This window comes from Pseudomonas nabeulensis (assembly GCF_004682045.1).
GTDB classification, from domain to species: Bacteria; Pseudomonadota; Gammaproteobacteria; order Pseudomonadales; family Pseudomonadaceae; genus Aquipseudomonas; species Aquipseudomonas nabeulensis.
On the sequence record NZ_QUZT01000025.1, the window covers coordinates 11875 to 24368 of the forward strand.

The following is a 12494-nucleotide window of genomic DNA, read 5'->3' on the forward strand; positions in this document are numbered from 1 at the left end:
GCCGAAGGCATGTCCGAACCGTAATTTCTGATCCAGTACGTGCCAGGAACGGCGCAGGATTTGCTCACGACAGGTTGTCTCTATGCACCGCAGGAATTTGCTCAAAGCGTCCATGGCCATTGCGGCTTACACCGGTTTGTCGGCCAGCGGCCTGCTCGCCGCGCAGGCTTGGGCCGGGAACCGTGCCGCCGATGGCAAGGCTGTTTCGTTCGATTTTGAATCGCTCAAGGCCCAGGCCAAGCAACTGGCCGGGACCGCGTATAAAGACACCAAACAGGTGCTGCCGCCGACACTGGCGACCATGACCCCGCAGAATTTCAACGCCATCGGCTACGACGGCAACCATTCGCTGTGGAAAGAATTGAATGGTCAACTGGACGTGCAATTCTTCCACGTCGGCATGGGCTTCAAGACGCCAGTGCGCATGCACAGTGTCGACCCCAAGACCCGTGCCTCCCGCGAGGTGCATTTCCGCCCTTCGCTGTTCAACTATGAAAAAACCACGGTGGACACCAAGCAGTTGACCGGCGACCTCGGTTTCTCCGGCTTCAAGCTGTTCAAGGCACCAGAACTGGATCGCCATGATGTGCTGTCGTTTCTCGGCGCCAGCTACTTCCGCGCGGTGGACAACACCGGGCAGTACGGCCTTTCCGCCCGTGGCCTGGCCATCGATACCTACGCGAAGAAACGCGAGGAATTCCCCGACTTCACCCAGTTCTGGTTCGAAACACCGGACAAGGACGCCACCCGCTTCGTGGTCTATGCCCTGCTCGATTCACCGAGCGCCACCGGTGCCTACCGCTTCGATATCGACTGCCAGGCCAACCAGGTGGTGATGGCCATCGACGCCCATATCAATGCGCGCACCGCCATCGAACAACTGGGCATCGCGCCGATGACCAGCATGTTCAGCTGCGGCACCCACGAACGCCGCATGTGCGACACCATCCACCCGCAAATCCACGACTCGGATCGCCTGGCGATGTGGCGCGGCAATGGCGAGTGGATCTGCCGTCCGCTGAACAACCCGGCCAAGCTGCAATTCAACGCGTTTGCCGACAAAGACCCGAAAGGCTTCGGCCTGGTGCAGACCGACCATGAGTTCGCCAGTTACCAGGACACCGTGGACTGGTACAGCAAGCGCCCAAGCCTGTGGGTTGAACCCACCACAGCGTGGGGTGAGGGCTCCATCGACCTGCTGGAAATCCCGACCACCGGCGAAACCCTGGACAACATCGTGGCCTTCTGGACCCCGAAAAAACCCGTGGCCGCCGGCGAGTCCCTCACCTATGGCTACAAGCTGTATTGGAGTGCACTGCCGCCGGTGAGCACGCCGTTGGCGCAGGTCGATGCGACCCGTTCCGGCATGGGCGGTTTTACCGAAGGCTGGGCACCGGGCGAGCACTACCCCGAAGTCTGGGCCCGACGTTTTGCCGTGGACTTCAAGGGCGGCGGCCTGGACCGACTGCCGGCGGGCACCGGGATCGAACCGGTGGTGACCTGCTCCCACGGCGAGGTGAAGGATTTCAGCGTGCTGGTGCTGGATAACATCAAGGGCTACCGCATTCTGTTTGACTGGTACCCGACCAGCGACAGCGTGGAGCCCGTGGAGCTGCGGTTGTTTATCCGGACCCAGGACCGCACCTTAAGCGAGACATGGCTGTATCAGTACTTCCCGCCGGCGCCGGAGCTGCGTAAGTACACCTGATCAACAGGTGGGAGTGGGCAAGCCCACTCCCACCTGGGTTTGAGAAATAACTCAGAACCGCGACACACTCTTCATCGCCCCAATCAGATACCGCATCGCCACCTGGTCACTCTCGGTCAACGTGCGGTACTGCTCTACCAACTCTGCTTCTTCCAAACTCAACCTGCGGCCACGCAAGGACAACCTGCGGGTGATTAAAAACACCACCACACCCGCCACACCATAAGACTTGGCCATGGACTCCTACTCCTGATAACAGTCAAACACGCTTGGTGCCCACCACCCGCCTCCCGCCAAGCATCCTGCCTGCGAGTACAACCCGCCTGACTCCCTGGGCCAGAAATCAGACGTAACTTAAGCGTAGAAACAATCCTGTCATCTGTGGGATTTTTTTAGAGTATTCACTTAAAAAACTGCTTCGGTAACAAATACCTACAGATATATCCGACGCAATCAGCCATAAAAAAACCCACCGGTTCAGGGTGGGTTCTTCTGCAACGTCTGAGGGTTTAATCCCGCAGATCAGACTCATGGATCGGTTGGTCGCGGTGGGTAGCCCGCTGATACTGCGCCGGCCAGATTGCCTTGCGCCCGCCCAGGTCATCGTCGGCATGCAATGGCCAGTACGGGTCACGCAGCAGCTCTCGGGCGAGGAAGATGATATCGGCCTGGCAGGTACGCAGAATGTGCTCGGCCTGCGCCGGCTCGGTAATCATGCCCACCGTGCCGGTGGCGATGCCCGACTCTTTGCGCACCCGCTCGGCAAAGCGCGTCTGGTAACCGGGGCCGGTGGGGATCTCGGCGTTGGCGGCGGTGCCGCCGGAGGACACGTCGATCAGGTCGACGCCGAGGTCTTTCAGGCGGCGGGCCAACTCTACGGTTTCATCGGGGTTCCAACCGTCTTCGACCCAGTCGGTGGCCGACACCCGTACAAACAGCGGCAGTTCCTGAGGCCAGACTTCGCGCACCGCCTTGGTCACTTCCAACACCAGGCGAATACGGTTTTCGAACGAGCCGCCGTAGCGGTCCTGGCGTTGGTTGCTGATAGGCGACAGGAACTGATGCAGTAAATAGCCATGGGCGGCATGAATCTCCACCACTTCGAAACCAGCGGTCAAGGCGCGCTGGGCGGCGGCGACAAAGTCGGCGATCACTTGCTGGATCTGGCCTTCATCCAGTGGCTTGGGTTGCGTGTGGTTCGGGTCGAAGGCAATCGGCGAAGGCCCCACTGGCACCCAACCGCCGTCTTCGGGTTTGACGCTGCCGTGCTTGCCGATCCACGGCCGATGGGTACTGGCCTTGCGCCCGGCGTGGGCCAGTTGGATGCCCGCGACAGCGCCTTGGGCGGCGATAAACCGGGTGATGCGTTGCAACGGTTCGATCTGGGCGTCGTTCCATAGCCCCAGGTCCTGGGCGGTGATGCGACCCTCGGCGGTCACGGCAGTGGCTTCGGTGAAAATCAGCCCGGCACCGCCCACGGCGCGACTGCCGAGGTGCACCAGGTGCCAGTCATTGGCCAGGCCATCGTCCGACGAGTATTGGCACATCGGCGACACCGCAATGCGGTTGAGCAGGGTCAATTGGCGCAGGGTATAGGGTTCGAGCAGCTGACTCATGGCGCACCTCTTCTGGGTTCTGTGGGCACTGTTCAACAGTGCTTAGAGCCTAGTCGACAACACTGGATTGCACAGGGTTCAGAAGGAAACCGGGAGCCGATTGCCGGCTCCCGTGTTGCAGGTGCTTACATTTCGACCTGGGTGCCCAGCTCGATCACCCGGTTTACCGGGAGTTTGAAGAAACGCAGGTTGCCGTTGGCGTTCTTCAACATGAACGCGAACAGCGCTTCACGCCAGCGGGCCATGCCCTTGATGCGCGAGGCAATCACCGTCTCGCGGCTGAGGAAGTAAGTGGTGCGCATCGGGCTGAAGTCCAGGTCATCCAAATGGCACAGTTTCAGCGCTTCGGGCACGTCCGGTTCGTCGGTAAAGCCGAAGTGCAGGATCACCCGGAAGAAGCCTTCGCCGTAGGAATCCACCTCGAAACGCCGTGCGGCCGGTACCCGCGGGATGTCCTCATAGACCACCGTCAGCAACACCACTTGCTCATGCAGCACCTGGTTATGCAGCAGGTTGTGCAACAGCGCGTGGGGCACCGCGTCGGGGCGTGCGGTGAGAAACACCGCGGTGCCCTGCACCCGGTGCGGCGGTTGTACGCGGATACTGTTGATAAAGATCGGCAGCGGCAGGCCGCCTTCGTCGAGGCGCTCCACCAGCAATTGCTTGCCGCGCTTCCAGGTGGTCATCAGCACGAACAGCACAATCCCCGCCAGCACCGGGAAGGCGCCGCCCTGGATGATCTTCGGCACGTTGGCGGCAAAGTACAGCCCGTCCACCAACAGGCAGCAAACCAATACGGGGACCGCCAGGATTGGTGGCCATTTCCACAGCAGCAGCATGACCGCCGACACCAGGATGGTGGTCATCAACATGGTGCCGGTCACCGCCACGCCATAGGCCGAGGCCAGTGCGTTGGACGATTCGAAGCCCAACACCAACAGGATCACCCCGACCATCAGCGACCAGTTCACCGCGCCAATGTAGATCTGGCCCTGTTCGGCGCTGGAGGTGTGCTGGATATGCATCCGCGGGATGTAACCCAACTGGATCGCCTGGCGGGTCAGGGAGAATGCGCCGGAGATCACCGCCTGGGACGCAATCACCGTGGCCAGGGTGGACAGCACGACCAGCGGGATCAACGCCCAACTGGGCGCCAGCAGGTAGAAGGGGTTGCGGGCAGCCTCCGGGTCGCCGAGCAGCATCGCGCCCTGGCCGAAATAATTGAGTACCAGCGCCGGCAGCACCAACATGAACCAGGCGCGGGCGATGGGCTTGCGGCCGAAGTGGCCCATGTCGGCATACAGCGCTTCGGCGCCGGTCAGTGCCAGCACCACCGCACCGAGAATCGCCACGCCAATGCCCGGATGCGCCTCGAAAAAGCGCACGGCCCACAGCGGATTCAAGGCCTTGAGCACCTCGGGATGCAGGGAGATGCCATACACACCCAGGCCGCCCAGCACCAGGAACCAGGTCACCATCACCGGGCCGAACAGTTTGCCGATGTGGTCGGTGCCGTGTTTCTGGATCAGGAACAGCGCCACCAGCACCACCAGGGCGATGGGCACGACCCATTTTTCCAGGCCGTCGAAGGCCAGCTCCAGGCCCTCCACCGCCGACAATACGGAAATCGCCGGGGTGATCATGCTGTCGCCATAAAACAGCGCCGCGCCACACAGGCCACACACCACCAGAAAGCTGCGCAACTTGGCGCGCTCCCCCGCCGCCCGCCGCGCCAACGCGGTCAGGGCCATGATGCCGCCTTCGCCCTGGTTGTCGGCGCGCAGCACAAACAACATGTATTTGATAGACACCACCCAGATCAGCGACCAGAAGATCAGCGCCAGAATCCCCAACACACCGTCATGGTTGACCTGCACGCCATAACCGCCGTTGAACACCTCTTTAAGGGTGTAGAGCGGGCTGGTCCCGATATCGCCATAAACCACCCCGACCGCTGCCACCAACATGCCAATCGGCTTAGCGCTGGAATGCTCGGCGCCTGCCGCCGGACTACTTGCCTGACCCATCAACCACTCCTGCCTTTTGACCAGCAATGCTTACTTCTCGTAACAGACGTTTTGTTGACCTTGAGAAATTACATGTGGCCAACGGCGCGAAGCATAGCGCAGCGGTGACTGTATTTCCCTGCTCACGTGTCTTGAGCAACAGGAGCGGCATTTTGGCGCCTAATTGCCTGCATTGATAACCTTTAGCCCTACCGTATATTTTTGGCCCCGCTCCTCAGACCAACGAATCGTTTCCCTGCTTGGCTCGCTGTCGATATAGAAACTCAATCACCGCAATGTCTCTTTTAAGGTACAGTTCTCATGTACGAAGTGAAACACGTGCTGTCAGCCAATGGTGTAGATATCTACCAAGCCTGGCTGGACACCGTGCAAGACACGCGTTCAAAAGCAAAAATCACGACCAGAGTGGATCGAGCCTCACTGGGTCACTTTGGCATTACCGAACCGGTGGGTGATGGGGTCTTTGAGATGAAGCTCGACTTCGGACCGGGCTTTCGGGTGTATTACGCACTCCAGGATCGAAGCATTTTATTTCTGTTGGGCGGAGGCTCAAAAGCGAGGCAGCAGAACGATATCGAGCAGGCCAAAGCTCTATGGAAATCTTATAAGGTGCATAAAAAATGACTGGTCGTAGCCGCTCTCATGAAGATAGTGTTCTTGAAATGCTAAGAGACGATGAAGCATTTGCCCTCGAGTATCTATCTGTTGCGCTCGAGGAGATTGATGAGCCAGGTGGTGAGGACGCCTTCCTCGTCGCGGTTCGTCGGGTGGCGGAAGCCCGTGGCGGGATGCTTAGTTTGTCGCAGAACACAGGACTCAATAGAGCTAATCTTTATAGATCCCTCTCCGTCGGTGGAGATCCAAAACTCTCCACCTTACTGAAGGTGCTTCAAGCATTGGGCGTAGGTCTGTCGAAAGTTGTATCGCACCGTACAGAGCAGGATGTCCGAGCTTAAGGGCGACGTAAAATCCCCTACGCAGCACTCGTCGCATTTCCCCGCATAAAGCTGGTCAAGTGCGTTGCCCGTCGCTAGAATTGCGCACTTTTTGATCAGAGGCACACCAAGTGCCCGTCTACCGCCTTGTCGTGCCCGACCGGCGGCGTCATTCAATACCGAGGTTAGACATGTCCACCACTCCCGCGACGGCCAATCCCAAGGTCGGCTTTGTTTCCCTGGGCTGCCCGAAGGCGCTCGTCGACTCCGAGCGCATCCTCACGCAACTGCGTATGGAAGGCTATGACGTCGTGTCCACCTACCAGGACGCAGATGTGGTGGTGGTCAACACCTGCGGCTTCATCGATTCGGCCAAGGCCGAGTCCCTGGAAGTGATCGGCGAAGCCATCAAGGAAAACGGCAAGGTCATCGTGACCGGCTGCATGGGCGTGGAAGAAGGCAACATCCGCGACGTGCACCCAAGCGTGCTGGCCGTAACCGGCCCGCAGCAGTACGAGCAGGTGGTCAACGCCGTGCATGAAGTGGTGCCGCCGCGCCAGGATCACAACCCGCTGATCGACCTGGTGCCGCCGCAAGGCATCAAGCTGACTCCGCGTCACTACGCTTACCTGAAGATTTCCGAAGGCTGCAACCACAGTTGCAGCTTCTGCATCATCCCGTCGATGCGCGGCAAGCTGGTCAGCCGCCCGGTCGGTGATGTGCTGGACGAGGCCCAGCGCCTGGTCAAATCCGGCGTCAAAGAGCTGTTGGTGATCTCCCAGGACACCAGCGCCTACGGCGTCGACGTGAAATACCGCACCGGTTTCTGGAACGGCGCGCCGGTGAAAACCCGCATGACCGAACTGTGCGAAGCCTTGAGCAGCCTGGGTGTGTGGGTGCGCCTGCACTACGTTTACCCGTACCCGCACGTGGACGAGCTGATTCCGTTGATGGCGGCTGGCAAGATCCTGCCGTACCTGGACATCCCGTTCCAGCACGCCAGCCCGAAAGTGCTCAAGGCGATGAAACGCCCGGCCTTCGAAGACAAGACCCTGGCGCGTATCAAGAACTGGCGCGAAATCTGCCCGGAACTGATCATCCGCTCCACCTTTATCGTCGGCTTCCCCGGCGAAACCGAAGAAGACTTCCAGTACCTGCTGGACTGGCTGACCGAAGCGCAGCTGGACCGCGTCGGTTGCTTCCAGTACTCGCCGGTCGAAGGCGCCCCGGCCAACCTGCTGGACCTGGCCGTGGTACCGGACGACGTCAAGCAAGACCGCTGGGAGCGTTTCATGGCGCACCAGCAGGCCATCAGCTCGGCGCGCCTGCAACTGCGCATCGGTAAGGAAATCGAAGTATTGATCGACGAAGTCGACGAGCAAGGCGCGGTTGGCCGTTGCTTCTTCGATGCGCCGGAGATCGACGGTAACGTGTTTATCGACGATGCCAGCGGTTTGAAGCCAGGCGACAAAGTATGGTGCACCGTGACCGACGCCGACGAGTACGACTTGTGGGCCGAGAAGCGCGACTAAATCGGTAAAGATCTAAAAAGCCCCGCCTCCTGACAGGATGCGGGGCTTTTTTACGTCTATCGTGTTGCTATTCATCGGCAAAGGGTGGCGCAAATGCGTCAGCACTCGGTAATCCACACACCTAAAAACAGTGACTACGCGGAACTGGCACGGATCTGGGAGGCCTCGGTGCGGGCGACCCATGACTTTCTACCGGATAGCTACATCGTGTTGCTAAAGAACCTGGTGCTGACGCGCTATCTGGATTCAGTGATGTTGATCTGCACCAAGGACGGGCGTCAGCGGATCACCGGGTTTGCCGGCGTGGCCGCGGGCAAGGTGGAGATGCTGTTTATCGATCCGCAGCACCGAAGCCAGGGCCTTGGTCGGCAATTGCTGCGGTATGCCATCGAACACATGAATGCCGATGAGCTGGATGTGAATGAGCAGAATCCACAGGCTTTGGGGTTTTACTTCAAACAGGGCTTTGAGGTCATCGGACGCACGGAGCATGACGGCCTGGGGCAACCTTATCCGTTGCTGCATATGCGCTTGGCAACATCTGACACAACTACGAACCACTGTGGGAGGGGCGGTGCGACGATTCGACTTGCCCCCGATTGCGGAGTGTCAGCCACGCCATTCGTTGCTGGGCCACTGCCATCGGGGGCAAGCCCCCTCCCACATTTAGACCCAGCTGAGCCAAATAACCCCGCAGTGCTGAAATGGGTCCGGGATTAACCGGCCCCACACAGGTACAATAGCCGCCCCCTTTTGTTACGGCCCTTGTCATGACTGACCCCATACGCCTCTCCAAACGCCTTATCGAACTGGTCGGCTGCTCCCGTCGGGAGGCTGAGCTGTTTATCGAAGGCGGCTGGGTCTCGGTGGACGGTGAAGTGATCGACGAGCCGCAGTTCAAGGTCACCACCCAGAAGGTCGAACTCGACCCCGAAGCCAAGGCCACCGCGCCGGAGCCGGTGACCATCCTGCTGCACGCCCCTGCCGGCGTGGATGCCGAGACCGCACTGGCCTCGATCAGCGCCGATACCCTGTCCGAAGAGCACCGCTTCGGCAAGCGCCCGCTCAAGGGCCACTTCCTGCGCCTGACCGCCAGCGCCGACCTGCAACCCAAGGCCAGCGGCCTGCTGGTATTCACCCAGGACTGGAAGATTCTGCGCAAGTTGACCGCCGATGCTGCCAAGATCGAGCAGGAATACGTAGTAGAGGTTGAAGGCGAGATGGTTGCCCACGGCCTCAACCGCCTGAACCACGGCCTGACGTACAAAGGCAAAGAGCTGCCAGCCGTCAAGGCCAGCTGGCAGAACGAAAACCGCCTGCGTTTTGCGATGAAAAATCCGCAGCCGGGCGTGATCGCGCTGTTTTGCGAAGCGGTTGGCCTCAAGGTCATCGCCATTCGTCGCATCCGCATCGGCGGCGTGTCCATCGGCAAAGTGCCCGTGGGCCAATGGCGTTACTTGTCCGGCAAAGAGAAGTTCTAAGCCGCTCCCCTTTTTTCGATACCGCCTGATTCGGCGGTGTCCCCAGTTGAATACCAGGATTGCCCACCATGATTCACAACGACGTACTGCGCAGCGTGCGCTACATGCTCGACATCAGCGACAACAAGATGGTCGAGATCATCAAGCTCGGCGGCATGGACGTGACCAAGGAAGACCTGCAGACCTACCTCAAGAAAGATGAGGAAGAAGGTTTCGTATTCTGCCCGGACGAAGTGATGGCGCACTTTCTCGACGGTTTGGTGATCTTCAAGCGTGGCAAAGACGAAAGCCGTCCGCCGCAGCCGATCGAAACTCCGGTGACCAACAACATCATCCTCAAGAAGCTGCGCGTGGCCTTCGAACTGAAGGAAGACGACATGCACGCGATTCTCAAAGCGGCTGAGTTCCCGGTGTCCAAGCCGGAGCTGAGCGCGCTGTTCCGCAAGTTCGGCCACACCAACTACCGCCCGTGTGGCGACCAGTTGCTGCGTAATTTCCTCAAGGGCCTGACCCTGCGGGTTCGCGGCTAAGTCATGAGTTACAACGTCTCGCCCGTCGGCTTCGTGCGCTCCTGCTTCAAGGAGAAGTTCGCCATCCCGCGCCAACCACAACTGGCGCCGGCTGCCCGTGGCGTGCTGGAACTGGTGGCGCCGTTTGACGGTGGCGAGGCGGTACAGGGTTTGGAACAGGTCAGCCATGTGTGGCTGCTGTTCCTGTTCCACCAGGCCCTGGAAGACAAGCCCCGCCTGAAAGTGCGCCCGCCACGCCTGGGCGGCAATACGTCCATGGGCGTGTTTGCTACCCGTGCGACCCACCGTCCCAATGGCATCGGCCAGTCGGTGGTGAAGCTGGACAAGGTCGAGCCCGGCAAGCTGTGGATTTCCGGGATTGATCTGCTGGATGGCACGCCGGTGCTGGATATCAAGCCCTATGTGCCGTACGCCGACATCATCGACACCGCCACCAATGACATGGCCAGCGGCGCGCCTGCGCTGATTCCCGTGCAGTGGTTGAAGACCGCGCTGCACCAGGCACAAAGCCACGCCCAGCGGCTGGATGAGCCGTTGGTGGCGTTGATTGAGCAATGTTTGGCGCAGGATCCGCGGCCGGCGTACCAGACGCCAGGGCCGGAGCGGGAATATGGCGCGCAGTTCTGGGATGTGGATGTGCGGTGGCACTATCCCGAGGCGGGCCTTATCTGCGTACTGGAAGTGCTTCCAGCCAACTGACGAAACCGAAAACAAAATGTGGGAGGGGCGGTGCGACGATTCGACTTGCCCCCGATAGCGGTGTGTCAGCCATAGATGTATCTACTGACACTCCCTCATCGGGGGCAAGCCCCCTCCCACAGTTTTGACCGTGCTTATTTCTCGACGAACGCACGCTCGATCAAGTAGTCACCCGGCTCACGCATCCGTGGCGAAACTTTCAGGCCGAAGCTGTTCAGCACTTCGCTGGTCTCGTCCAACATGCTTGGGCTGCCGCACAGCATGGCGCGGTCGTCTTCGGGGTTGATCGGCGGCAGGCCGATGTCGGTGAACAGCTTGCCGCTGCGCATCAGGTCGGTCAGGCGGCCTTCGTTTTCGAACGGCTCGCGGGTCACGGTCGGGTAGTAGATCAACTTGTCACGCAGCGCTTCGCCGAAGAATTCGTTCTGCGGCAGGTGCTCGGTGATGAACTCGCGATAAGCGACTTCGTTGACGTAACGCACGCCGTGGCACAGGATCACTTTTTCAAAGCGCTCGTAGGTTTCCGGGTCCTGGATCACGCTCATAAATGGAGCGAGGCCAGTACCGGTGCTGAGCAGGTACAGGTGTTTGCCCGGCTTCAAATCGTCAAGCACCAGGGTGCCTGTCGGTTTTTTGCTGATGATGATCTCGTCGCCTTCCTTCAAATGCTGCAATTGGGAAGTCAGCGGGCCATCCGGCACCTTGATGCTGAAGAACTCCAGATGCTCTTCCCAGTTCGGGCTGGCAATGGAGTAAGCGCGCATGAGCGGGCGGCCGTTGGGCTGTTGCAGGCCGATCATCACGAACTGACCGTTCTCGAAGCGCAGGCCCGGATCGCGGGTGCACTTGAAGCTGAACAGAGTGTCGTTCCAGTGATGAACACTGAGGACACGCTCGTGGTTCATGTTGCTCATGTACGGGGGACTCCTGGAAATGGGTCTGCGCAGTAGTGAGGTGCGCAATTGCACCGCATTCTAATCGCGGCGACAATATCTGTTAACTGAATTATTAAGATAAGGGTTATCGGTTATATAGATATGCGATTTACTCTCCGTCAACTGCAAGTCTTCGTCGCCGTCGCCCAGCAGGAAAGCGTCTCCCGTGCTGCTGGCCTTCTGGCCTTGTCTCAATCCGCCGCCAGCACCTCAATCACCGAGCTGGAGCGTCAGTCCAGCTGCCAGTTATTCGACCGTGCCGGCAAGCGCTTGAGCCTCAACGCTCTCGGTCATCAGTTGCTGCCCCAGGCGGTGGCGCTGCTGGACCAGGCCAAGGAGATCGAAGACTTGCTCAATGGCAAGTCCGGCTTCGGTTCCCTGGCAGTCGGCGCCACCCTGACCATTGGTAATTACCTGGCCACCCTGCTGATCGGCAGCTTCATGCAGCAACATCCTGAGAGCCAGGTGAAGCTGCATGTGCAGAACACTGCGCATATCGTGCATCAGGTTGCCCATTACGAAATTGATCTGGGTCTAATCGAAGGTGACTGCAGCCACCCGGATATCGAGGTACAAACCTGGGTGGAGGATGAACTGGTGGTGTTTTGCGCGCCGCAACATCACTTGGCCAAGCGTGGCGTGGCGACGATGGACGAGTTGACTCACGAAGCGTGGATCCTGCGGGAACAAGGTTCCGGCACGCGCCTGACCTTCGACCAGGCCATGCGCCATCATCGTAGCGCGCTGAACATCCGCCTGGAGTTGGAACACACCGAGGCGATCAAGCGGGCGGTGGAGTCTGGCTTGGGGATTGGCTGTATTTCCCGGCTGGCGCTGCGCGATGCATTCCGCCGTGGCAGCCTGGTGCCGGTGGAAACCCCGGACCTGGACCTGGCCCGGCAGTTTTATTTCATCTGGCATAAACAGAAGTACCAGACCTCGGCAATGCGCGAGTTCCTGGAACTGTGCCGCGCCTTCACCGCCGGGGTTCAGCGCAGCGACGAGATCGTACTGCCGAGCATTGCCTGAGT

Annotated in this window: 12 protein-coding genes and 1 pseudogene; 9 read left to right on the forward strand and 4 right to left on the reverse strand. The window is 59.8% G+C overall.

Annotated features, from left to right (window positions below; translation table 11 throughout):
• Positions 1 to 82 precede the first annotated feature (82 nt).
• Positions 83 to 1708, forward strand: coding sequence for a glucan biosynthesis protein D (locus tag DYL61_RS14750; protein WP_135308913.1), 1626 nt, complete (start codon positions 83 to 85; stop codon positions 1706 to 1708).
• Positions 1709 to 1759: 51 nt separating this feature from the next.
• Here DYL61_RS14750 and DYL61_RS14755 read toward each other — a convergent pair whose 3' ends face one another.
• From DYL61_RS14755 to DYL61_RS14765, 3 genes are all read right to left on the reverse strand, one after another.
• On the reverse strand, positions 1760 to 1945 hold the full coding sequence (locus DYL61_RS14755; RefSeq protein ID WP_135308914.1) for a hypothetical protein: 186 nt from the start codon (positions 1943 to 1945) through the stop codon (positions 1760 to 1762).
• A gap of 272 nt (positions 1946 to 2217) precedes the next feature.
• Positions 2218 to 3324 carry an NADH:flavin oxidoreductase/NADH oxidase gene (locus tag DYL61_RS14760; RefSeq protein WP_135308915.1) on the reverse strand — a complete coding sequence of 369 codons (1107 nt, stop codon included), beginning with the start codon at positions 3322 to 3324 and terminating at the stop codon, positions 2218 to 2220.
• Between the two features lie 125 nt (positions 3325 to 3449).
• Complete coding sequence (locus tag DYL61_RS14765; RefSeq protein ID WP_135308916.1) at positions 3450 to 5351, reverse strand: potassium transporter Kup; 1902 nt, start codon at positions 5349 to 5351, stop codon at positions 3450 to 3452.
• Positions 5352 to 5651: 300 nt separating this feature from the next.
• Here DYL61_RS14765 and DYL61_RS14770 point away from each other — a divergent pair, with 300 nt between their 5' ends.
• From DYL61_RS14770 to tsaA, 7 genes and pseudogenes are all read left to right on the forward strand, one after another.
• Positions 5652 to 5975 carry a type II toxin-antitoxin system RelE/ParE family toxin gene (locus DYL61_RS14770; RefSeq protein WP_135308917.1) on the forward strand — a complete coding sequence of 108 codons (324 nt, stop codon included), beginning with the start codon at positions 5652 to 5654 and terminating at the stop codon, positions 5973 to 5975.
• On the forward strand, positions 5972 to 6307 hold the full coding sequence (locus DYL61_RS14775) for an addiction module antidote protein (RefSeq protein ID WP_135308918.1): 336 nt from the start codon (positions 5972 to 5974) through the stop codon (positions 6305 to 6307). The genes DYL61_RS14770 and DYL61_RS14775 overlap by 4 nt, the downstream gene beginning before the upstream one ends.
• A 170-nt stretch (positions 6308 to 6477) precedes the next feature.
• Complete coding sequence (gene rimO, locus DYL61_RS14785) at positions 6478 to 7818, forward strand: 30S ribosomal protein S12 methylthiotransferase RimO (RefSeq protein WP_105696330.1); 1341 nt, start codon at positions 6478 to 6480, stop codon at positions 7816 to 7818.
• Positions 7819 to 7911: 93 nt separating this feature from the next.
• Positions 7912 to 8352, forward strand: a pseudogene (locus DYL61_RS14790) (GNAT family N-acetyltransferase); the annotation flags it as partial.
• A 236-nt stretch (positions 8353 to 8588) separates the two neighbouring features.
• On the forward strand, positions 8589 to 9299 hold the full coding sequence (locus DYL61_RS14795) for an rRNA pseudouridine synthase (RefSeq protein WP_135308920.1): 711 nt from the start codon (positions 8589 to 8591) through the stop codon (positions 9297 to 9299).
• Positions 9300 to 9367: 68 nt separating this feature from the next.
• Entirely contained in the window at positions 9368 to 9829 is a 462-nt protein-coding gene (locus tag DYL61_RS14800) for a YehS family protein (protein WP_105696332.1), read from the forward strand.
• 3 nt (positions 9830 to 9832) lie between these two features.
• A complete protein-coding gene (tsaA, locus tag DYL61_RS14805; protein WP_135308921.1) occupies positions 9833 to 10528 on the forward strand; it encodes a tRNA (N6-threonylcarbamoyladenosine(37)-N6)-methyltransferase TrmO in 696 nt (231 codons plus the stop codon).
• A 134-nt stretch (positions 10529 to 10662) separates the two neighbouring features.
• Here the strand turns inward: tsaA and fpr are convergent, their stop codons facing one another.
• Complete coding sequence (gene fpr / locus DYL61_RS14810) at positions 10663 to 11442, reverse strand: ferredoxin-NADP reductase (protein ID WP_003231344.1); 780 nt, start codon at positions 11440 to 11442, stop codon at positions 10663 to 10665.
• A gap of 123 nt (positions 11443 to 11565) precedes the next feature.
• Between fpr and DYL61_RS14815 the strand changes: the two genes are divergently transcribed.
• Positions 11566 to 12492 carry a LysR family transcriptional regulator gene (locus DYL61_RS14815; protein WP_003189054.1) on the forward strand — a complete coding sequence of 309 codons (927 nt, stop codon included), beginning with the start codon at positions 11566 to 11568 and terminating at the stop codon, positions 12490 to 12492.
• Positions 12493 to 12494 lie beyond the last annotated feature (2 nt).